This is a genomic window from Bradyrhizobium sp. RP6, assembly GCF_003837805.1.
Classification (GTDB): Bacteria; Pseudomonadota; Alphaproteobacteria; order Rhizobiales; family Xanthobacteraceae; genus Bradyrhizobium.
This window is the reverse complement of sequence record NZ_RQIT01000021.1, coordinates 82,013-103,647: the sequence shown is the minus strand read 5'-3', so window position 1 is coordinate 103,647 and position 21,635 is coordinate 82,013. Positions and strand designations below refer to the sequence as shown.

Annotated in this window: 21 protein-coding genes and 1 tRNA gene; 12 read left to right on the top strand and 10 right to left on the bottom strand. The window is 64.9% G+C overall.

Annotated elements, in window-relative coordinates; genetic code table 11:
- Positions 1-31: 31 nt before the first annotated feature.
- Positions 32-1,399 (bottom strand): FAD-dependent oxidoreductase, encoded by a 1,368-nt coding sequence (locus EHH60_RS29055; RefSeq protein WP_124162803.1) that lies wholly within the window; start codon positions 1,397-1,399, stop codon positions 32-34.
- 110 nt (positions 1,400-1,509) lie between these two features.
- Between EHH60_RS29055 and EHH60_RS29050 the strand changes: the two genes are divergently transcribed.
- Positions 1,510-2,394, top strand: a complete 885-nt coding sequence (locus EHH60_RS29050; RefSeq protein WP_124162802.1) for a LysR family transcriptional regulator — start codon at positions 1,510-1,512, stop codon at positions 2,392-2,394.
- A 59-nt stretch (positions 2,395-2,453) separates the two neighbouring features.
- On the top strand, positions 2,454-2,726 hold the full coding sequence (locus EHH60_RS29045) for a hypothetical protein (RefSeq protein WP_124162801.1): 273 nt from the start codon (positions 2,454-2,456) through the stop codon (positions 2,724-2,726).
- A 3-nt stretch (positions 2,727-2,729) separates the two neighbouring features.
- Here EHH60_RS29045 and EHH60_RS29040 read toward each other — a convergent pair whose 3' ends face one another.
- Complete coding sequence (locus tag EHH60_RS29040) at positions 2,730-3,533, bottom strand: enoyl-CoA hydratase-related protein (protein WP_124162800.1); 804 nt, start codon at positions 3,531-3,533, stop codon at positions 2,730-2,732.
- Between the two features lie 153 nt (positions 3,534-3,686).
- Here EHH60_RS29040 and EHH60_RS29035 point away from each other — a divergent pair, with 153 nt between their 5' ends.
- Complete coding sequence (locus EHH60_RS29035) at positions 3,687-4,661, top strand: ketopantoate reductase family protein (RefSeq protein WP_124162799.1); 975 nt, start codon at positions 3,687-3,689, stop codon at positions 4,659-4,661.
- A 3-nt stretch (positions 4,662-4,664) separates the two neighbouring features.
- On the opposite strand, the gene EHH60_RS29030 is transcribed toward EHH60_RS29035, so the two are convergent.
- The 3 genes from EHH60_RS29030 to EHH60_RS29020 form a co-directional block, all read right to left on the bottom strand.
- On the bottom strand, positions 4,665-5,339 hold the full coding sequence (locus tag EHH60_RS29030) for an alpha/beta hydrolase family protein (protein WP_245454616.1): 675 nt from the start codon (positions 5,337-5,339) through the stop codon (positions 4,665-4,667).
- Positions 5,340-5,452: 113 nt separating this feature from the next.
- Positions 5,453-7,009, bottom strand: coding sequence for a long-chain-fatty-acid--CoA ligase (locus EHH60_RS29025; protein WP_124162797.1), 1,557 nt, complete (start codon positions 7,007-7,009; stop codon positions 5,453-5,455).
- The gene (locus EHH60_RS29020) at positions 7,006-7,749 is read right to left on the bottom strand and encodes a TetR/AcrR family transcriptional regulator (protein ID WP_124162796.1); all 744 of its coding nucleotides are present in this window, start codon (positions 7,747-7,749) and stop codon (positions 7,006-7,008) included. The genes EHH60_RS29025 and EHH60_RS29020 overlap by 4 nt, the downstream gene beginning before the upstream one ends.
- An 88-nt stretch (positions 7,750-7,837) precedes the next feature.
- On the opposite strand from EHH60_RS29020, the gene EHH60_RS29015 reads away from it, so the two are divergent.
- Genes EHH60_RS29015 through EHH60_RS28995 form a run of 5 tightly spaced genes read left to right on the top strand, consistent with a single transcriptional unit; the run spans position 7,838 to position 11,895 of the window.
- On the top strand, positions 7,838-9,019 hold the full coding sequence (locus tag EHH60_RS29015; RefSeq protein WP_124162795.1) for a lipid-transfer protein: 1,182 nt from the start codon (positions 7,838-7,840) through the stop codon (positions 9,017-9,019).
- Positions 9,020-9,024: 5 nt separating this feature from the next.
- On the top strand, positions 9,025-9,480 hold the full coding sequence (locus EHH60_RS29010; RefSeq protein ID WP_124162794.1) for a MaoC family dehydratase N-terminal domain-containing protein: 456 nt from the start codon (positions 9,025-9,027) through the stop codon (positions 9,478-9,480).
- Positions 9,480-9,887, top strand: a complete 408-nt coding sequence (locus EHH60_RS29005) for a MaoC family dehydratase (protein WP_124162793.1) — start codon at positions 9,480-9,482, stop codon at positions 9,885-9,887. Before EHH60_RS29010 ends, EHH60_RS29005 begins: the two co-directional genes overlap by 1 nt.
- A 21-nt stretch (positions 9,888-9,908) precedes the next feature.
- Complete coding sequence (locus EHH60_RS29000) at positions 9,909-10,736, top strand: SDR family NAD(P)-dependent oxidoreductase (RefSeq protein ID WP_124162792.1); 828 nt, start codon at positions 9,909-9,911, stop codon at positions 10,734-10,736.
- Positions 10,737-10,749: 13 nt separating this feature from the next.
- Entirely contained in the window at positions 10,750-11,895 is a 1,146-nt protein-coding gene (locus EHH60_RS28995; protein ID WP_124162791.1) for an acyl-CoA dehydrogenase family protein, read from the top strand.
- A gap of 16 nt (positions 11,896-11,911) precedes the next feature.
- On the opposite strand, the gene EHH60_RS28990 is transcribed toward EHH60_RS28995, so the two are convergent.
- Positions 11,912-12,892, bottom strand: a complete 981-nt coding sequence (locus EHH60_RS28990) for a helix-turn-helix domain-containing protein (RefSeq protein ID WP_124162790.1) — start codon at positions 12,890-12,892, stop codon at positions 11,912-11,914.
- A gap of 141 nt (positions 12,893-13,033) precedes the next feature.
- Between EHH60_RS28990 and EHH60_RS28985 the strand changes: the two genes are divergently transcribed.
- Positions 13,034-13,759 (top strand): alpha/beta hydrolase, encoded by a 726-nt coding sequence (locus EHH60_RS28985; RefSeq protein WP_124162789.1) that lies wholly within the window; start codon positions 13,034-13,036, stop codon positions 13,757-13,759.
- Positions 13,760-13,795: 36 nt separating this feature from the next.
- On the opposite strand, the gene EHH60_RS28980 is transcribed toward EHH60_RS28985, so the two are convergent.
- The 3 genes from EHH60_RS28980 to EHH60_RS28970 form a co-directional block, all read right to left on the bottom strand.
- Entirely contained in the window at positions 13,796-14,935 is a 1,140-nt protein-coding gene (locus tag EHH60_RS28980) for an amidohydrolase/deacetylase family metallohydrolase (protein WP_124162788.1), read from the bottom strand.
- Between the two features lie 194 nt (positions 14,936-15,129).
- A complete protein-coding gene (locus EHH60_RS28975) occupies positions 15,130-16,590 on the bottom strand; it encodes a catalase (RefSeq protein WP_124162787.1) in 1,461 nt (486 codons plus the stop codon).
- 68 nt (positions 16,591-16,658) lie between these two features.
- Positions 16,659-17,300, bottom strand: a complete 642-nt coding sequence (locus EHH60_RS28970) for an HD domain-containing protein (RefSeq protein ID WP_124162786.1) — start codon at positions 17,298-17,300, stop codon at positions 16,659-16,661.
- A 104-nt stretch (positions 17,301-17,404) separates the two neighbouring features.
- Here EHH60_RS28970 and EHH60_RS28965 point away from each other — a divergent pair, with 104 nt between their 5' ends.
- Positions 17,405-18,388, top strand: a complete 984-nt coding sequence (locus EHH60_RS28965) for a GlxA family transcriptional regulator (RefSeq protein WP_124162785.1) — start codon at positions 17,405-17,407, stop codon at positions 18,386-18,388.
- Positions 18,389-18,415: 27 nt separating this feature from the next.
- Here the strand turns inward: EHH60_RS28965 and EHH60_RS28960 are convergent.
- Positions 18,416-18,492: transfer RNA gene (locus EHH60_RS28960), tRNA-Arg, on the bottom strand.
- Positions 18,493-18,636: 144 nt separating this feature from the next.
- Between EHH60_RS28960 and EHH60_RS28955 the strand changes: the two genes are divergently transcribed.
- Positions 18,637-18,996, top strand: coding sequence for a VOC family protein (locus EHH60_RS28955; protein ID WP_199752127.1), 360 nt, complete (start codon positions 18,637-18,639; stop codon positions 18,994-18,996).
- A gap of 131 nt (positions 18,997-19,127) precedes the next feature.
- The gene (locus EHH60_RS28950) at positions 19,128-21,587 is read left to right on the top strand and encodes a hypothetical protein (protein WP_124162783.1); all 2,460 of its coding nucleotides are present in this window, start codon (positions 19,128-19,130) and stop codon (positions 21,585-21,587) included.
- Positions 21,588-21,635: the final 48 nt, after the last annotated feature.

The following is a 21,635-nucleotide window of genomic DNA, read 5'->3' as shown; positions in this document are numbered from 1 at the left end:
AATTCCTCCGCCGTCGTTGTCTTGCAGTCCGCTACAGGCCTTCGGGCAGTGCCTGATCCCGTCCGATGAAGGCGCCCTGTTGTTTCAACGTTTCCTGCAATTTTTCAATGGGGATGTCACGCGGGATCCGGTTTCCGGAGAGCGCCAGCGCGGCGGCGGAACCGGCGGCCTCGCCCATCACAAAACAGGCACCGGAGACACGCGCTGCCGACTGGCCTTCATGTGTCATGGAGGCACAGCGACCGGCGACCAGGAGATTGTCGACGCTTTGGGGTACCAGCATCCGGTAGGGCAGCTCGTTGTAGCCGCGCGATTCCGGAATTGGCGGAAATGTGAAGACGACATCGCCGGGAACATGGGCCTCGATCGGCCAGCCGTTGACGCCGATCGAATCCTCGAACGAGGCACAGCCGAGCACATCCTCGCCGCTGAGCTGATAGCCGCCCTTGATGCGACGGGTCTCGCGGATGCCGAGTTGCGGCGGCAGGTCGACGATGTAGGATTTTTCAAAGCCCGGCACGGTGCTGCGCAGGAACTCGAACGCGGCGAGCGCCTGCTTGCGGCCCTCGATCTCGCCGCGGGTGAGATCGTCGGGCTCGATGCCGTTGATGGCATGGCCGTCCTCGCGCGCGACCTGCGTAAAGTTCACGCGCCATTCGATGCCGGATTTCTGCGGCCGCACGATGGCGCTCTTGCGCGGGAATGTGTGGGTGCCGGCGGCGAGCGCCTTCTCCATCAGTTGCGGGATGGTCCGCCAGGCTTCGCCCGCTCGCTCGGGATCGATGCCGTTGAGACGCAGCATCATCGAGGGGTATAGCGGATGGCCGTGCTCGTCGCCGATTTCGAACGGTACACCGGCCCAGATGGCGAGATCGCCGTCGCCCGAGCAGTCGATGAAGATCTCGGCGCGAACTGCCTGCCGGCCGGCCTTGGTCTCGACCAGCAGCGCGTCGATGCGGCGGTCATCGCCCATCACGACGCCGGCACCGAGCGCATGGAAGAGGATGCGCACCTTGTGGCTGGCGAGAAGCTCGTCGGCGGCGATCTTGTACGCGGCGGTGTCATAAGCCTGCGCGAAGACCTTGCCGAGGATCAGATGCGGCGTGTTGAGGCCGTTCAGCCGATCAATCCGCGCCAGCAGATCCGACGCCATGCCCTGCACCAGCCGCCGGTGCTCGCCATGGACATTGCCGTGCAGGCCGCAGAAATTGGTGACGCCGGCCGCGGTGCCCATACCGCCGAGAAAACCGTAGCGCTCGATCAGCAGCGTCTTCCGCCCCGCGCGCGCCGCTGCGGCTGCCGCGACGATGCCAGCCGGGCCGCCGCCGAGCACGACGACTTCAAATTCGCCGTAGAGCGGCACTTGTCGTGCCGGTTCTTCGATCATCGTGGCCCGCATGGCGCGTCCGCTCCCAAATCTCTTGCTTGAGGACGACTATGAATTAACGCGCAGCAAGCTACAATCCACCAAAATACGCGATCAACTTTCGCAAATCGAGAAAGGCCGACATGGACGTCCTGGTGAACCTGCAGGCCTTCCTCGCCACCGCGGATGCAGCCGGCTTTTCCGCTGCCGGGCGAAAGCTCAACGTCTCGACCTCGGTGGTCGCAAAGCGCGTCACGCAGCTGGAGACACGGATCGGCACGCCGCTGTTTCACCGCTCGACCCGGCAGTTGCGGCTGACCGAAGCAGGCCAGCGCTATGTGCATCGCGCGCGTGGTGTCGTGGCCGACGCCACCGACCTGCTCTCGCGCATGGGCGAGAAGGGCCACGACCTCGTCGATCATCTGCGCATCAAGGCCCCGACCTCGCTGACGGTGGCGCGCCTCGCAGATGCCTTCAGCGCCTTCCAGACCCAGAACCCGCGGCTCAAGCTCGAGATCGTGCTGATCGACCGTCCGGTCGATCCCGTCACGGAGGGATTTGACATGGCGATCGGCGCCTTCCCGCATTCGTTCGGCGGCGTGATCGACGAGCCGCTCTGTCCGCTGAAGCGGCTGCTCTGCGCCTCGCCGGCCTACCTGAAGAAACATGGCACGCCCAGACATCCACGTGATCTCGTCGAGCATCGCTGCCTCAGCTTCCTGCCGACCGGCCCCGAATGGATCTTCGACGGGCCGCGCGGCCGCATCAGCATCCAGGTCAGCCCGCTGCTGTCCTCCAACGAGGGTCATGTGCTGGCGCGCAGCGCGATCGCCGGCAACGGCATCGCGCTGATCTCGCATTATCTCGTGGCGGGCTCTTTGCGCGACGGCACGCTCAAGCCGGTGCTGCGCGACTTTCCGATTCCGGAATTGTGGGTGAAGGCCGCGATTCCCGAGCGGCGCCGCAACGCCGCTGCGGTCCAGGCGCTGCTCACCCTGCTGAAGGCGTCACTTGCGTCGTCACTGTGAGCCTTGCCAAGTGCGGTTTGCAGTTGCTCTCGTCCGGTGGAACTGAGAGAAGAGCCGCCATGAATTCGACATCTGTGATATGCGCATTCGCGGCCCTGACCGTTCTCACGATCACAACCACCGCCGCCTCGGCGGTGGAGCAAAACTGCCGCTTCATCCGGGAAAAGCCTGACCGCGAGGCCTGCTACAAGCGTCAGGAGGAAGAGCTGGCTGCAAGGCGCAAGCCGTCTCCAGCGACCGACGAGGGCAAGACGCTCGAAACACTGCGCCAGTTGCGCCAGGACGACGACGCCGTGAATCGCAGCATCAGCAATATCTGCCGCGGCTGCTGACATTCAGCCTTTGTTGCCGCCCCAATTCGCCGCACGCTTCTCCGCAAACGAGGCCAGTCCCTCCGCCGCCTCCGTGCTCTGGCGCTTGAGTGAATGCAGCTGCACGAGCCGCTTGTAGGTGGCATCGTCCACCGCCATGCCGCCGAACGAGCTTTCCAGCGCGAGTTTCTTGGTTTCAGCCATTGCCTCCGGCCCGTTGGCGAGCAATTGCTCCACTACCCTGCTGCCTGCGGCCTCGAGATCGGCGAGCGGCACCACCTCGTGGACGAGACCGATGCGACGGGCGTCCTCGGCGCCGAAGCGCTCGCCGGTCAGCGCATAGCGGCGAACCTGTCGCACACCGATGGCGTCGCAGAGCTGCGGGATGATGATCGCGGCGGTCAGGCCCCAGCGCACCTCCGTGATCGAGAACAGGGCGTTATCGGCGGCAATCACGACATCGCAGGCCGCGATCACGCCGGTGCCGCCGCCGAAACAGCCGCCCTGCACCAGCGCGACGGTCGGGATCGGCAGCGTGTTGAGCCGCTGCACCGCCTCGAACGTCGCCCGCGACGCGGCCTCGTTCGCTTCAGCCGATTGCGGCCGCACGCCGTTGATCCATTTGAGGTCGGCGCCGGCCTGAAAATGCTTGCCGTTACCCCGGAGCACGACGAGGCGCAGGTTCGGCTTTCTGCCGAGATCGTCCATGGCCGCGAGCACGCCCGCGATCAGGGCGCCGTCATAGGCATTGTTGACCTCCGGCCGGTTCAACGTGACGGTCGCAACCCCACGCTCGTCGAGAGTCCACGGGACGGGGTTGGCGGTCATCGGCGATCCTCCGGCTTGTTTGCCGCGCACTATGGCCGAGAGGGCGCATCCTGATCCATATCTTTACGGCGTGGGGCGGCCGCGTCCATCGCATGGCGGCTTGTGTCATGCTGGCGTCGGGGCGGCACCATGGGATAGGTACGGGACATCATCATGCGCATCTGCATTTTTGGCGCGGGCGCCGTCGGCAGCCACATTGCGGTGCGGCTGGCGCGCGCCGGCCACGAGGTCTCGTGCGTCATGCGGGGGGCGCATCTGGAGGCGGCTCGCGCCAATGGGCTCAAGCTGCGCGTCGGCGATTCCGAGGTCGGCGCCAGGGTGAACGCATCCGGCGATCCGGCCCAGCTCGGCCCACAGGACGTCGTGATCTCGACGCTGAAGGCCACCGCGCTTCCGGGGCTGGTCGGCTGCATCAAGCCGCTGCTTCAGGACGATACCGCGATCGTATTCGCGCAGAACGGGATTCCCTGGTGGTACGGCATCGGCCTGCCGCCGCGGCACCCGACGCCGCCGGACATTTCCTTCCTCGATCCCGGCGGACGCCTGCGCGCCTGCATCCCGAAAGAGCGGATCATCGGGGGCGTGATCTTCTCCTCGAACGAGGTGACCGCGCCGGGCGTGGTGCAGAACCTCACTCCGGACCGCAATCGCGTCTTGATCGGCGAATGCGACGATCGCAATTGCGAGCGCATCACGAGGCTGCGCAACGTCCTCAACGACGCCCGGCTGGAATCGCCGCCGGTGGCCGAGATCCGCGAGGCGATCTGGTCAAAGCTGCTGACCAACATGTCGCTTTCGGTGCTGTGCCTGCTCACCGGCCAGACCGCGCGCGGCGTGCGCGACGACCCGGCCTTTGCCGAGGTGATTCCGCGCATGCTGAACGAGGCGAACGAGATCGCGCAGCACTTCATCCCCGAAGTCAAGCGCGTGACCCGCAGCGGCCCCGCCCCCAATCACAAGCCGTCGCTGCTCCAGGATTACGAGCTTGGCCGCGCCATGGAGATCGACGTGCTGGTGAAGGCGCCGCAAGCCTTCGCGCGCACCGCCGGCCTGTCGACGCCGACGCTCGACCTGATCGCCGCGCTCGCGATCCAGAAGGCGCGCGACAAGGGGCTTTATGCGGCGTGAGGTTCAGGCGAGTTCGTCGATCCAGGTCGCGAGCGTATCCAGCACCTCCGTCAGCGCCTCGTCATTGCTGCGGCCGGACTTCTTCAGCACCGCAAACGAGTGATCCCCGCCTTCGATTTCATGCAGCGTCGCCTTCGGGCCGAGCTTCTCGACGACAGGCTTGAGGTAGCTCAGGTCGGCAAGCCCGTCGCGCGTGCCTTGCAGGAACAGCATGGGGATTGCGATGCCGGCGAGGTGCTCGGCGCGCTCGCTCGACGGCTTCTTGTCGGCATGGAGGGGAAAGCCGAGAAAGGCGAGCCCTTTGACATCAGGCAATGCAGCCTTGGACTGCGCCTGCGAGGTCATGCGCCCGCCGAACGACTTTCCGCCGGCGACGAGCTTCACGCCGGGGCAGAGCCGCGCCGCCTCCGCGGCCGCCGCGCGGATGGCGGCGTGCGCGACTGCGGGCTGGTCGGGGCGCCCCTGCTTCCTTTCCATGTAGGGAAAATTGAAGCGGAAGGTCGCAATACTGCGGCTCGCGAGACCTTCTGCGACCTTCTCCATGAAGGAATGCCGCATATCGGCACCGGCGCCGTGCGCCAGCACGTAGCAGGCGCGCGCACGGTCCGGCTGCGTCAGGATCGCCGAGACCGTACCGATGCGCTCGATGTCGAGCTTGAGCTCGCGCGTCTCGACCAAGACTGAACGTTCCCGATGAATCGCGCCAATGGTACCCGCGCGACCGCGATCTGAAAACCTGAAACTTTGCGTGCTCGTCGCAGGCATCAGCGCCCCAACGCGAGCGAGAGCCGTCAGCTGACCCGCCGTTCCCGACCTTCCCAGAACGGCCGGCGCAGCTCGCGCTTCAGCACCTTGCCCGCGCCCGACAGCGGCAGCGGTGTCTCCGTGATCTCGATGCTGCGGGGACATTTGTAGCCCGCAATCAGCGTCTTCGTGAATTCGATCAGCTCGCCCGCCGAAACCTCCACGCCGCTGCGTCTGACCACGACGGCATGGACCTGCTCTCCCCATTGCTCATTGAGAATTCCGATGACGGCGCATTGCAGCACCGACGGATGCTGCGCCAGCGCGTTCTCGACCTCGACCGAGTACACGTTCTCGCCGCCGGAGATGATCATGTCCTTCACGCGGTCGACGACATAGATGAACCCGTCCTCGTCCATGTAGCCGCCATCGCCGGTGTGCATCCAGCCGTCGACGACGGCGCGCGCGGTCTCCTCCGGCCGTTCCCAATAGCCCATCATTACGGTGTCGCCGCGCACCACGATCTCGCCGACAGCGCCCGTCGGCGCAGGCCGGTCGTTCTCGTCGACGATTCGGACCTCGCAGCCGAGCGTGGCGCGGCCGGCACCGCGATGGCGCCCCTTTCTCCGCCCCTCCCCGACATGCTCATCGGCGTGCAGCAGCGTCGCGATCGGCGACAGTTCGGTCATGCCATAGGCCTGGGTGAAGCGCACATGCGGCAGTGCGCGCGCGGCACGGTCGAGCACCGCCTCGCTGATCGGCGAGGCCCCGTAGATGATGTGCTTGAGCGACGACAGGTCGTAGCTTCCGATCGCGGGGTGATCGACGAACATCTGGATCATCGTGGGCACCAGCAGCACGTCGGTGACACGCTCGTTCTGCATCGCAGCCATCACGCCTTCGGGCGTGAAGCCCTGAACGATCACGTTCGAGCCGCCGGAGAGCAGCAGCGAATACATCGCCGCGCCGTTGGCGAGGTGAAACATCGGCGCCGCGTGCAGATAGGTCGTGCTCGCCGGAAACAATCCTTCACCGAGGGCATTCAGCGCATTGGCCATCAGATTGTGGTGGCTGAGCATCACGCCCTTTGAACGTCCCGTGGTGCCGCCGGTGTAGAAGATGCCGGCGAGATCCTCGCCCTTGCGCATGGCATCGGAGACCGGAGGGCTGCCCGCGATCAGATCCTCATAGCTCTCCATGCCCGCCGGCACATCGCCGTCGTCGGCATAGATCAGCCTCAGCCCCGGAATGGCGCCGGCGAGCTGCGCGCCGACCTGTGCGAAGGCCTTGTCGACCACGAGAACGGAGGCGCGGCAGTCGCGCAGCGCGTCCTCGTTCTCAAGGGCGCTCCAGCGGATGTTGAGCGGCACGATCACGCCGCCCGCCCAGCCGGTCGCCAGATAAAGCTCGAGATAGCGGTCCGAGTTGAAGGACAGCACGGCGACGCGATCGCCGTCGCGGACGCCGCGCGTGCGCAGGCCGCCGGCGAGCCTCGCGACGCGTTCGCCGAGTTCGCCCCAGTTGCGGCGCCGCTGGCCATAGACGGTGGCGAGCCCCTTCGGATTGATCTGCAGCGCGCGCCGCAGCCCGTGCGTGACGTTCATCGCGTTCCTCCTCCTGTGCGCTTCTTCCCTGTCGTTTTGCGTCCTGAGTTGCGCCCTTTCGGCACCCTCGGCGTCTTTTTTGTCGTCTGCTGCCGGCCCTCGGTCGCCATGCCTTCCGTCAGCCGAACCGTGAACTCGTCGGCGATTTCGGTCGGCGACAGCCCGCCGTCGCGTTGGTACCAGTGGCCGATCCAGTTGAGCGCGCCCGCGATCGCGAACGCTGCAAGCTTGGGATCGCATGGCCTGATCGAACCGTCGTCGATGCCTCCGGCAATGTAGCGCCGGAAGGTGGCGTCGATCCGCTTCTTGGCGGCGCGCGCGACGGCGGCGTTCCGCTCGGCCAGATCGCGCAGGTCGAAACGCACCAGGCTCGCGCCGAAATCGGTCGCCATCAGCCCGGCATAGGCGTGCACCAGCTTGCGCAGCTTGGCGAGGCCCGAACCGCCGCCGGCGTTGATCTCCGTAATGACGCTGTCGACGAGCTCGGCGCCCATCGACCAGCATTCGAACAGGATCTCGTCCTTGCCCCGGAAATAGTTATAGAGCGCGGGCTTGGTGATGTTCAGCCGTTCGGCGACCTCGCTCAACGTCACGCGATGATAGCCCTGCTCGAGGAAGAGCTGCACGGCGGCGCGCAGCACCGCCTCGCGCTTCTCATCGCGGGCGCGGCGCCGGCTCTCGAACGGCAGCCAGGGCGAAGACGGCGGCGATGAGGGTGGAACGGGCGGCGCTGAATCCATGCTGGATCGGTTGACTCCGGAGGACATCGGTCGATATGTTACCCGTGGGTAAGAAAAAGTCCAATGGGTAATTTGTTTGGAGGAAGCCATGTCTGACGTGGTCGTCGCAGGGGTCGGCATGATCCCCTTTGCCAAGCCGGGCGCCAGTGCGCCCTATCACGAGATGGGGACGGAGGCGGCCAAGCTCGCGCTCGACGACGCAGGCCTCGGCTACGAGAAGGTCGAGCAGGCCTATGTCGGCTACGTCTACGGCGATTCCACCTGCGGGCAGCGCGCGCTCTACCCTGTCGGGATGACCGGCATCCCCATCGTCAACGTCAACAACAACTGCTCGACCGGGTCGACCGCGCTGTTCATGGCGCGGCAGATGATCGCGAGCGGCGCGCTGGATTGCGTGCTGGCGGTCGGGTTCGAGCAGATGAAGCCCGGCGCGCTCGGCAGCGTCTATACCGATCGCCCCAGCGCGTTCGAGGAGTTCGACGCGGCTGCGGACCAGCTGATCGACGCCCCCGGCATTCCGCTGGCGCTGCGCTATTTCGGCGGCGCCGGGCTCAGCCACATGAAGAAATACGGCACCCCGCTCGAGGCCTTCGCCAAAGTGCGCGCCAAGGCGAGCCGTCACGCCAAGAACAATCCACTCGCACTCTTCCGCAAGGAAGTCAGCGCGGACGACGTCATGAACGATCAGGTGATCTGGCCGGGCGTGATGACGCGCCTGATGGCGTGCCCGCCGACCTGTGGCGGCGCCGCCGCCGTGCTGGTGTCGGAGCGGTTTGCGGACAAGCATGGCATCGGCAAAGAAGTACGCATCGCGGCGCAGGCCATGACCACCGACACGCCCTCGACCTTCAAGGCCGGCGACATGATGCAGCTGGTCGGCTACGACATGGCCAAAGAGGCGGCAAGCCGCGTCTATGAAAGCGCCGGCATCGGGCCCGACGATCTCGACGTGGTCGAGCTGCACGACTGCTTCGCCCACAACGAGCTCATCACCTACGAGGCGCTCGGCCTCTGCGGCGAGGGGGAAGCCGGCAAGTTCATCAATGACGGCGACAACACCTATGGCGGCCGGATCGTGACCAATCCGTCCGGCGGATTGCTGTCGAAGGGACACCCGCTCGGCGCCACGGGACTTGCGCAATGCTACGAGCTGACGCGGCAGTTGCGCGGCACGGCAGGTCCCACGCAGGTCGAGGGTGCCAAGGTCGCGCTGCAGCACAATCTGGGCCTCGGCGGCGCCTGCGTCGTTACGCTCTACAAGCGGCACTGACATACATGGTCGATCAGTCCGCCGTAGGGCGCAGCTTCACGCCCGTCACCGCGCGCGTGGAGCCCGGCCGTCTCCGCTACTTCCTCAATACGCTGGGTGAACAGAACCCGGTCTACCGCAACGCGGATGCGGCGCGGGCGGCCGGATTCACCGGCATGCCGGTGCCGCCGACCTACTTGTTCTGCCTGGAGATGCTGGACGTCGAGGACCCGTTCGACATGTTCAACGCGCTCGGGATCGATCTCGGCAGCGTGCTGCATGGTGAGCAAAGCTTCCTCTATCACGCGCCGGTTTTGGTCGGCGACACCCTGACCTTTCGACCGCGTGTGGCCAGCGTGACGGAGAAGAAGGGCGGCGCGATGACGCTGATCGGCATCCGATGCGAGGTGACCAACCAGGACGGCGTGCATGTCGCCGATACCGCGCGCACCATCGTCGTCCGCAACAAGGTGGCGTCGTGATGGCATCCGCAGACATCAAGGCCGGCGACCGCATCGTCCACAAGGTCTTTCCGCCGATCACCCGCCACACGCTGGCGCTCTATTGCGGCGCATCGGGCGATCACAATCCGATCCACGTCGATATCGACTTTGCCAAGGCGGCCGGATTCCCGGATGTGTTCGCCCACGGCATGCTGGTGATGGCCTATCTCGGGCAGGCGCTCACGGACGCGGTGCCGCCGTCAAAGCTCCGCAGTTTCGCCACCCGGTTCGTCGCCATCACCCAGCTCGGCGCCAAGCTGACTTGCGAAGGCACCGTGACCGAGATCTTCGCCGAGAATGGCGAGCGCCGCGCACGGCTCGCGCTCACCACCAGGGACGATCGCGGCGAGGTCAAGCTCGAAGGCAGCGCAATCGTCGCGCTGTAACAGCAAGAGGACTCATTCAAAATGGCAAAACTGCAGGGAAAGGTCGCGCTCGTCACCGGTTCCGGCCGCGGCATCGGACGCGCGATTGCACTCAAGCTCGCGCACGAGGGCGCCAAGCTCGTCGTCAATGACCTCGATGCCGAACCGGGGAACGCCGTGGTCGCGGAGATCAAGGCGCTCGGCGGAGACGCCGCCGCCGTGAACGGCAGCGTCGCGGAAACGGGCTTCGCCGACCGCTTCGTCGGCGCCGCGCTGGACAAGTTCGGCGGGCTCGACATCATCGTCAACAATGCCGGCTACACCTGGGATTCCACCATCCAGAAAATGACGGACGAGCAGTTTCAGGCCATGCTCGACGTCCACCTCGTCGCGCCGTTCCGGATTCTGCGCGCGGCGGCCGAGCCGATCCGCGTCTTTGCCAGGAAGGAAGCCGAGGAGGGGCGCGAGGTGTTCCGCAAGGTCGTGAACATTTCCTCGATCGCAGGCCTCTACGGCAACGCCGGACAGGCAAGCTATTCCTCGGCCAAGGCCTCGCTGATCGGGTTGACCCGAACCATGTGCAAGGAGTGGGGCCGCTACAAGGTCAACGTCAATTGCGTCGCCTTCGGCCTCATCAACACCCGTCTGACCCAACCGATCGAGGCGCAGCAGAAGACCATCGACGTCGCCGGCCGCGACATCAAGGTGGGCGTGCAGCCGCACATGCTCGAAGCCATGTCGCGCATGATCCCGCTCGGCCGCGGTGGCACGCCGGGAGAGGCAGCCGACGCCGTCTATCTGTTCTGCAGCCCGGAATCCAACTATATCAGCGGCCAGGTGGTGGTCGCCGGTGGCGGCCTGATTGTCTGAGAGCGAGGGGCTGATGCAATACCGATCGTCGTGGATGACCGAAGAGCTGGACACGTTCCGCGACCAGTTCCGGAAATATCTCGCCAAGGACCTGGCGCCGCATGCCGAAAAATGGCGCGAGCAGAAGATGGTCGACCGCTTTGCCTGGCGCGGGCTCGGCGAGATGGGCGCGCTGCTGGCGAGCGTGCCGGAGGAATATGGCGGCCTGGGTGCGACCTTCGCCTATGACGCAGCGGTGTTGGAAGACCTCGAAAGCACGGTGCCGGAGATGACGACCGGGGTCTCCGTGCACAGCGCCATCGTCGCGCATTACATCCTCAATTACGGCTCGGAGGAGCAGAAGAAGCGCTGGCTGCCCAAGATGGCCTCCGGCGAGATGGTCGGCGCCATCGCCATGACCGAGCCCGGCACCGGCTCGGACCTCCAGGCCGTGAAGACCACGGCGAAGAAACAGGGCAATTCCTACGTCATCAACGGCCAGAAGACGTTCATCACCAACGGCCAGGCCGCAGATCTCGTCATCGTGGTCGCGCGCACCGGCGATGCCGGCGCCAAGGGCATTTCGCTGATCGTGGTCGAGACCGCGGGTGCCGACGGCTACAAGCGCGGGCGCAATCTCGACAAGATCGGCCTGCATGCCTCCGACACGTCGGAACTGTTCTTCGACAACGTCACGGTGCCGCCGGAGAATTTGCTCGGCAAGGAGGAAGGCCAGGGTTTCGTCCAGCTGATGCAGCAATTGCCGCAGGAGCGCCTCGCACTCGCGGTCGGCGCCGTCGCCTCGATGGAGCGCGCGGTCAAGCTCACCACCGACTACACCAAGGAGCGGAAGGCGTTCGGCAAGCCGCTGATGGATTTCCAGAACACCGCCTTCACGCTGGCCGAGCGCAAGACCGAGGCGATGATCGGGCGCGTCTTCGTGGACTGGTGCATCGAGCGCCTGATCGCAAAAGATCTCGACACGGTCACGGCCTCGATGGCGAAATACTGGTGCTCGGAGAAGCAGGTCGAGACCGCCGACGAATGCCTGCAGCTGTTCGGCGGCTACGGCTACATGCAGGAATACCCGATCTCGCGCATCTTCATCGATTCCCGCATCCAGAAGATCTATGGCGGCACCAACGAGATCATGAAGCTGCTGATCGCCAGATCCTTGTAGACCAGCTCGCTGTAGATCATCGCGCGCGCCAGTCGCTCGGCCGGCAGCCGAAGCGCTGCTTGAAGCGCCGCGTAAAGTGGGAGAGGTCCGAAAAGCCCCAGTCGAACGCGATGGCGCCGATCGCACGGGCCGCCATCGCAGGATTCCTGAGATCCCTGGCTGCGCCGTCGAGCCGGTGGTCGATGACGTAATCGGTGAAGCTGGAGCCTGATCGCGCGAGCAGTTTATGCACGTAGCGCTCGCTGATGCCTACGGCTTCGGCGATATCGGCAACCGCAAGGCCGGGCTCGCGGAGCCGCCGTTGAATGGCACGCTTCACCGCCAGCGTGGTTGCGTCGGCGAGACCCTCGGCCTCCGCGGCGCCTGCCCGGCTGCGCCGCGACAGGCTCACGGCGACCAGCTCGATCAACGCCCGGAACAACCGCACGCCCTCATCCTCGGTTAGGCGCAGCGCCCCGTCGCTGAGCGTGCGCGCCGTCTCGGCGATGAGATGGCCGACATAGGGATCGTCGGAGACGCGCGCTGCTCCGACATCGAACGAGGCCGGCAACCGTTCGCGCAAGAGCTCAGCCGGCACCCAGAACGAGGCGACGCGCAACTGTGGCCCGCGGTCGTGCAGAAGCGCGAACTGCCGATCGCTGTCGAAGATGCCGACCTGTCCGGGCGACAGGCTGATCTCGCGATCCCCCTGCTGGATGCGACAGCGGCCGGCCAGCTTCAGGTTGAGGTAGAAGCAACTGCGGTCGGATGCCGCGATGTCGGCCGCAGAGCGCCGCACCACATGTTCGGGAAAGCTGACGCGGTTGATCGCGGCATCGCCGAGACGGACGTGCTCGACGCTGGCCGGAAAGCCGGCTGCGGCCGCCGGCTCCGGCGTCAGATTCATGAAGGCCTGGCAGATCGCCTCGCGATAATAGGCGAATTGCTCGGTCGGCCGCACGCCCGCAGTATTCCAGGCCGATTGACGTGACGGAATGGCGCGCTCGATCTGCTGCATCGGTTCACTCCAAGACCAATCCGGTTCACTCCCAGCCAAGCGGCAAATCAGCCGCCGGTCCACAATCGACGTACGGCCGCGCCGCACCGGCCAAAGGCCGCGCAGCCTCGATCTAACCACACCCTCGGGAGGAGCCACAACATGTCGACCTACGTTCTCGTCCACGGAGCCTGGCACACCGGAGCCGAGTTCGAGCCTGTCGCCGCGACGATCCGCGCGGCCGGTCATCAGGTCCATACCCCCACCATCAAGGGCAACCGTCCGGGCGACGCCAAGACCACAGGGCTAACGGAAGCGATCCAGTCGATCGTCGACTACCTTGCCGAGAACAATCTGAAAGACGTCATCCTGCTCGGCCATTCCTATGGCGGCATGGTCATCACGGGCGTTGCCGATCTCGCGCCGGAGCGCATCCGCCGCCTGGTTTACTGGAATGCTTTCGTGCCCAACAATGGCGAATGTCTCAACGACATGGTGCCGCCGCACTATATCGGGCTGTTCGACGCGATCGCGGCCGAGCGCGGCGACGGCTCGGTGGTGCTGCCCTTCCCGATCTGGCGCGAAGCCTTCATCAACGATGCCGATATCGCGCTGGCGCAGAAGGCTTACGAGGTCCTCAACCCGCATCCGCTGGCGACCTTCACCGACAAGATCGCGCTCAAGACCAATCCGGCCGAGATGCCGCTGGCCAAATCCTACATCAACTGCACCGAGGACACCGCGCTACCGCACAGCTATGGCTGGCATCCGCGTCTGTCGGAGAAGCTCGGCCTGTTCCGTTTGGTGCAGGTGCCGGGAAGCCATGAGCTGTGCTTCTCCGATCCGGCGCGGCTCGCCCATGCGATCATGGAGGCTGGACGCGACTGATAGCGCGCCCTGTGCACGCTCTCGATCGTGGGCCGCTCAATTCGGATGCCACCAGCAGCCGCCGATGACGACGCCCTCGGAGACGATCTTGCGATCCCCGATCAGGCGCTCGCCGACGACGTCTTCATAATCGAACTGGCCCTGCCTGACCGAGATCAGCGTGGCGTCGCCGACGCTGCCCGGCTTGAGGCTGCCGAGCTCGGGGCGCCGCAGCGCCATTGCCGCATTCACCGTCGAGGCCGCGACGACGTCGGACAGCTCCATGCCCATGCACAGGAACTTGGACATGGTGGTCACCTGGTCGTAGGCCGGGCCGTCGATGCAGAGCTGATGGATGTCGGAGGAGATCGTGTCCGGATAGAAGCCGTTGGCGAGCATGGCGCGCGCGGTTTTGAAGGCGAACGAGCCCTTGCCGTGGCCGATGTCGAACAGCACGCCGCGCTCGCGCGCGTCAAGCACTGCCTTCTTCACCGTGCCCTGCGCCGTCGCCGGCGTGTTGGGGAAGGGACGGAACGCGTGGGTCAGCACGTCGCCGGGCCGCAGGCGGGCCAGCACCTCCTCATAGCTCGGCGGCGGGTGGTCGATATGCGCCATCAGCGGCATGCCGACCTCGTTCGCAACCTCCAGCGCAATGTCGAGCGGCACGGCCCCGGAGGTGCCCGAGGAGTGCAAGCCCACGCGCACCTTGATGCCGACGATGAGGTCGCGGTTGGCATCGGCCACCTTCGCCGCCTCGATGGGATTCATCAGCCGCAATTCCTCGCTCTCGCCGACCATGATCCGGTGCGAGAAGCCGAAGATACCGGCATGGGAGACGTGCAGGTAAGCGAGGATGCGGACCTGACTCGGCTCGATGACGTGCTTGCGGAAGCCGGCGAAGTTGCCCGGCCCGGCGCTGCCGGTGTCGACCGCCGTGGTGACGCCGGAGAGACGGCAGAATTCCTCGGCATCGATGCCGAGCGAGGTGCCACCCCAATAGACGTGGGTGTGCAGATCGATCAGCCCCGGCGTGACGATGTATTTCGAAACGTCGCGCACCTCCGTGCCGGGATCGGCCTTGAGCCCGGTGCCGATGGCGGCGACCTTGCCGCCGGCAAAGGCGACATCGGTCACGGCATCGAGCTTCTGCGAAGGGTCGACCACGCGGCCCCCGCGCAGGATGAGGTCGAAAGGCATCATGGTCTCCTGATGTGGCTATGAGGCGGCCGACTGGTCAGCCGAAGAGAGGGAATCCCTATCCTTCTAGCAATTTTTGCGCCGGAGTCCCTGGTAAACGGAGACGAAGACCCATGACAAATCGGCGATCCCGGTAAGTGCCACGCGCCGACCTGCGACGCAGATGCCTCTCTTCCGGGGTGCTGTCGATACACCTATTCCGAGCGAACCGTGGCAAGGCGCATCAGCGCTTGGCGGACACCGCCGCCATAGGCCGGATCGGCTTTCGTGCAGTTCGCGATGTGGCGCTCCTGGATGTGGACGGCTGCACTGCCGAGGGCGCGTGCCGTATTGTCGAACAGGACCTGCCGCTGCGCCGCGCTCATCTTGCGGAACAGGTCTCCGGGCTGCTGATAGTGGTCGTCGTCGACGCGATGATCCCAGTGGGCGGCGGCGCCGTCTATCTCCAGCTGTGGCTCGTTGAGATCGGGCTGATCGGTCCACTCGCCGTGACTGTTAGGAAAATAGGCCGGCGTTCTCCCCAAATTGCCGTCCGTCCGCATTGCGCCGTCGCGATGGTAGCTGTGATACGGGCATTTTGGGGCATTGACCGGAATCAGGTGATGGTTGACGCCGAGCCGATAGCGCGCAGCGTCTCCATAAGAGAACAGACGAGTCTGCAGCATCTTGTCGGGCGAGAAGCCGATGCCGGGCACGACATGAGCCGGCGAGAAGGACGCCTGTTCGACCTCGGCAAAGACGTTTTCGGGATTCCGGTTCAACTCGAAATAACCGACCTCGATCAGCGGAAAGTCCGGCTTGGGCCAGACCTTGGTCAGATCGAAGGGGTTGAACGGAAACGCTTTGGCTTCTTCATCCGTCATGACCTGCACGAACATGGTCCAGCGCGGAAAATCGCCGCGTTCTATGCTCCCGAACAGGTCGCGTTGATGAGACTCGCGGTCCTTGCCGACGAGCGCCTCGGCCTCGGCATCCGTCAGGTTCTCGATGCCCTGCTGCGTGCGGAAGTGAAACTTCACCCAGGTCCGCTCATTGGCAGCGTTGAGGAAACTGTAGGTATGGCTGCCAAACCCGTGCATGTGACGATAGCTCTTGGGAATGCCGCGCTCGCTCATGACGATGGTGACTTGATGCAGCGCCTCCGGCAGCAGCGTCCAGAAATCCCAATTGTTGTCGGCGCTGCGCATCCCGGTCCGCGGGTCGCGCTTGATCGCGTGATTGAGATCGGGGAAGCGCAGGGGATCACGGAAGAAGAATACGGGGGTGTTGTTGCCCACCATGTCCCAGTTGCCTTCCTCGGTGTAGAATTTCAGCGCAAAGCCACGGATGTCGCGCTCGGCGTCGGCCGCGCCGCGCTCACCGGCGACGGTCGAGAACCGTGCGAACATCGGCGTCTGCTTTCCGATCTGCGAGAAGATCTTCGCCTTGGTATAGCGGGTGATGTCATGGGTTACGATGAAGCTGCCGAAGGCGCCCGATCCCTTGGCATGCATCCGCCGCTCGGGGATCACTTCACGGTCGAAATGAGCCAGCTTCTCGATCAGCCAGACGTCCTGCAGAAGGGCGGGGCCACGACGCCCGGCGGTCATGATGTTCAGGTTGTCGCTGACGGGAGCGCCGGTCGCGTGCGTGAGATGGGGTGGCTTGTCGCTCATGTGATGATTCCCGATCGGTGGTTTGAAGAAAGAAGCGGTAGGGCCGCGCGGCGGCGCCGAACGCCGGCTCAGCCGTGCCAATGCGAGCCGCGGATGACGCTGCAGAAATTGCCGCGATGGAAATGCGGCTCCTTGTCGGCGATGACGTCGGCCTTGACGTTGCCGAAGGTGGTATCCGGCCTGTGCTTGATGCCGTCATAGAACGCCTGGATGATGTCCTCCTTGAAGTGCGGCGTTCGCGGAAAAGCCTCCACCACCGCCTCGCGTTCGTCGCTGGAATAATCCTCGTAGGTGAGGCCGAGAACGTCCATCTCGACGCCGGCGGTCACCAGAGCGACGACGGGATGCATGTGCTGCGGCACGCCCGGCGTCGTGTGCAACGCGATCGCGGTCCAGACCGTGTAGGCGTCGGCTTCGGAGATGCCATGGCTGCGCAGGAAGTCACGAGCGGCGTGCGCGCCGTCGACTTCGAACCGTTCGTGCTTGCTGCCATGGCCCGGCATCAGGCCGATGTCGTGAAACATCGCGCCGGCATAGAGCAGCTCGCGGTCGAATTTCAGCCCGCGCCGAATGCCCGCGAGCGCGCCGAAGTGATAGACGCGGCTGGAATGGTTGAAGAGCAGATCCGTCTCGGTGTCACGGATGTAGTGGGTGATGGCGCGCGCAAGCTTGCTGTCGGGAATGGCGGCGGCTTTGGCAATCTCTGGCATGAGGATCTCCTGAAATCTCTGCTCGCCCGCAAGCTAAAGCCGGGCTATTCTGTCTTCAATTTACGTAACACGTCTAAAACAGACAAATACCGACCGAGGCGGACATGAGCGCGAAGCCGAAACCGAGGACAGTTGTGATCGTGGCGTTGCCCGGGGTGCAGCATCTCGACGTGGCGGGTCCGCTCGACGTTTTCGCCGAGGCCAACGTGCAGGCCGGCCATCAGGCCTATGTGCTCTTGGTGGCTGGGACGGAGCCCGGACCGATCCGCAGCTCTTCAGGCGTGCGACTGATGCCGGACCGGATCATCGATCGCGGCTTCCAGGAGAGCATCGACACATTGCTGATCGCGGGATGCCCGCATGCCGGCGACGTGCCGGCTGACGGCGTCGTGACCGATTGGCTCCGCCGGCGGGCGACCAGGTCCCGGCGCTTCGGGTCGGTTTGCAGCGGCGCCTTCTTCCTTGCAGCGGCGGGCCTCCTCGACGGCAGACGAGTTACGACACACTGGGCAGTCGCCGACCGACTTGCCGAGAAATACCCGTCAGTCACCGTGGACAAGGACGCGATCTACATCACCGACGGCAAGCTTCGCACGGCTGCCGGTGTCACTGCGGGGCTCGATCTCGCGCTCGCCCTCGTCGAGGAGGATCTCGGGCGCGAGACGGCGATGAAGGTTGCGAGCCAGCTGGTCATGTTCTTCAAGCGCCCGGGCGGGCAAATGCAGTTCAGCCGCAAGGGCGAGACCGTCCCCGCCGGCCGTGCCGCACTGCAGGAGCTGCAGCGCTGGGTCGCCGCCAATCCCGGACTGGACCACAGCGTCGCGAGCCTCGCAGCGCGCATAAACATCAGCCCGCGTCACTTTGCGCGGCTATTCCGTGCCGAAGTCGGAACCACCCCTGCGACCTGGGTCGAGGAAGCCCGCGTCAACGCGGCGAGGCGCCTGCTGGAGCTTGGAAACGAAGCGCCCAAGCAGGTGGCCCTGCATTGCGGCTTTGCGGACGCGGACACGCTGCGCCGTGCATTTGCCCGCCACGTCGGCGTGACGCCCGCCGAATATCGCAAGCGCTTCGCGCGGATCTCGGCCTGATACGCGATACGAGAGGAAAGATGAAAATGGCGATCCCGGGAAGACTCGAACTTCCGACCTACGGTTTAGGAAACCGCCGCTCTATCCGGCTGAGCTACGGGACCGCGGAACCCCACAGTTGCAGGTTCGGCCCCCTCATAGCAGAGCAGGATGCGGTTCGCCAAGCCGCAAGGCGGGCCGGACCATCGTCAAGCTGAACAAGGCGGCTGTACAATCGCGGCCCAATCCCTCCTGGCGGAGCAGCTCACATGATCGACAGCATCAGCGCCATCACGCTCGGCACCCACGACATGGCGCGCGCCGTGCACTTCTACCGCTCGCTCGGGTTCGAGCTGCTGTATGGCGGCGAAGCCGCAGCATTCACGAGCTTTCGCGCCGGCAGCGGCTATCTCAACCTGACGGCGCAGCCGGACGACAGGCGCTGGTCCTGGTGGGGCCGCGTCATCTTCCATGTCGCCGACGTGGACGCGACCTACGAGCAGGCGCGCGCTGCGGGATGGCAGCCGTCGACCACGCCCCGCGATGCCGAATGGGGCGAGCGCTACTTCCATCTCACCGACCCCGACGGCCATGAACTCAGCTTCGCGCGGCCGTTGCGCGGGGCGTGACGAGGCGGTGGACATAGAGGTCTGTTCTTCCACTACTTTTCCACCTGGAGGAACGAACCTTGCTTTGGGTCACCGCCCGATGCATGCTTGCCTCCCGTCGTGCCGGAGATCGAGACCCCTTGAGGTGAGCTATGAATCTTCCGCAAGAACCAGATCTTCTGATTGAGAAGGATGCGGACGGGGTTGTTCGTGAGTTGCGCCATCTGCAGACGCCAGCAGTGGCCGACCCTGACGTGTCAGCGCAGCAAGCCGCAGTCGCGTATCTGAGGCTGGCGTCCGACACCGATCCGCCTTTGCTGCCGCTCAGCCACCACGATTTGGACCACCTCGACCACACGGCCGATTCCAACGGACCGGGCCGATCCGACAAATCAGGATTTCGATGGTCACAGCGCCGCGAACTGAAGCGCAATGGCGAGATCGAGACGACGGTCGTCTGGTGTCAGCAAACACTTCCGACCAAGGTCAAGGGTTTTAATTTCGTCCCCGATGTTCAGGGTGGCAGCATCCGTGTCGTCGCACATTACGGGCGGCAGACCGGCCGGTGGCAAATCACCAGTGCCCGATCAACATTGCTCATGAATGCCAACCTGTCGATCAAGCCGGGCTTCGTTGAAAGGGCGTTTCGCGATTTCAATCCGGAGTGGGCCGACAGCCTTGACGCGGAAAAGATCGCAGGCTGGCTCGGCCCTGTCCTGGGCTTTGTGTCGCCGGACGCAATCGCAGAGGGACGACTCGTTACGTATCATCGAAGCGAGCCCAGCACCGTGTACGAGAATGGCGGGCTTGGCTTGGCGGCCAGCGCCACGGTTTTCCTGCCGGTGGCAAACGGCGACTCGATTGCGCACCGGGTCGTCTTTGATCCTCTCGCGACAAGGCTTATCCGCAAGACCCCAATCGCGTCGGCGTGCGCCGGGTATGCCTTCCTTAGTGATCCCTCCAGCAAGACAGGCACGTTCCACATACGACCTGACAGCGGCGGCACCACTCTCGACCAACAGCGCGACCCCGTGGCACTGCTTGACCTCGAACACGCCGGCGGCGGACAGCGCAGGCTGTCCGGTCCGCGGGTAACGGTGCGCAAGCCGGCCGCGCTCGGCGAGAAATACGATCCGCCGGAGCAGGTACCCCCATTCGCCTTCTCGGCTCGAACGAATGAATTCGCCGCGGTCAGCGCCTACTGTCATTGCGATTCCATGATGCGACTGATCCGCGGATTCGGCTTCGGCCTGCAAGATCACTTCCATGATGTCAGGCTGCCCCTGACCGTCGACCATCGAGCCAAGCTCCTGGCGGGGTCCGGCGCACATGACGGCCGCGGCATCAATGCCTACGTGACGCCGTTTCTGGGCGACACCGCACAGCGGCCCTGGAACGTCGCGATGCTGTTTGCCCTCGCAGATCTTTCGGACACCTGGAAGCACCCCTTGGGGCTCGTCGCGGACGTGCGCTTCGTATGGCACGAGTTCTGTCATGTCCTGATCCTTGCCGCGACCGGCTCGACCGAATTCGATTTCGCTCACAGCGCCGGCGACGCGCTCGGAGCGATCATGTGTGATCCGGCGTCGAAGCTCCCGAAGGCCTGGCGTGGGGTGACGTTCCCCTTTGTCCAGCTGCCGTTGCGGCGGCACGACCGCAAGGTCGAGCAAGGCTGGGGCTGGAGCGGTACGCTCTATGAGAAACCCGCACCCACTTACGGCGCCCGTGATCCCGCCGGCTACATTTCCGAGCAGATCCTGTCGAGCACCCTGTTCCGGCTCTATCTCGCCGCGGGGGGTGATGCGGTTCGCAGCAATCCGGCACGCGAGCCGGACCTCGAGCGCCGCCGGGCGGCCGCATATTACACTGCTTACCTCATCGTCCGCGCCATAGCTTCGCTCGGGGCCGTTGAAACGGAGCCGACAGGCGAAGCGACCCAGTTCGCGACCGCCCTCATGGACGCGGATGTCGGCACGCCCGATCTCGACTATGAGGGATCGACACGGCACGGCGGAATGCTGCACAAGGTTGTCCGCTGGAGTTTCGAGCAACAGGGCCTGTATCAGACCTCTTCGCCCGGCCAAAACAAGCCGGGCAGCGCACCGCCGATCGATATTTACGTCGACGATGGACGCAAGGGAGAATACCAATACAGCGACACTTGGTCAGCGCTTCCCGAGGTTCTATGGGTCCAGCACAGCGAGGGTGACGGCGCGCCACATGAGGCGCCGCGCCCGGGCTATGTCAACTATATCTACGTCATTCTCCGCAACCGCGGCGCCCAGCCGGCAAACGGCGCGACGGTCAGCGTGTTCGCGGCCACTGACGATGCTGCCGATGTCTGGAATACCGCATCGACCGGCTGGGAGCTGCTCGATGGCGACACGACGCAGCGCTACGTACCCAATGGGGCTCCGGTGAAATTCGGACCCTTCAGATGGACACCACAGGCCGGGAAGAGAAACGCTTTGCTCGCCCGCGCGACCGTCGCGGGCGACCGCAGCAACATCGATACGGGGTCCACCCTGCCATGTGCTACCGGTCCCGTGGTCGTCGCGGATCTTGTCCGCGCCGACAACAATCTCGGTTATCGGGAGTGGACCCTTTCGTAGAGCCTGCGCCGGTCTGGACCGGCGTTTGCCGCAAGATCGGCCGTCATG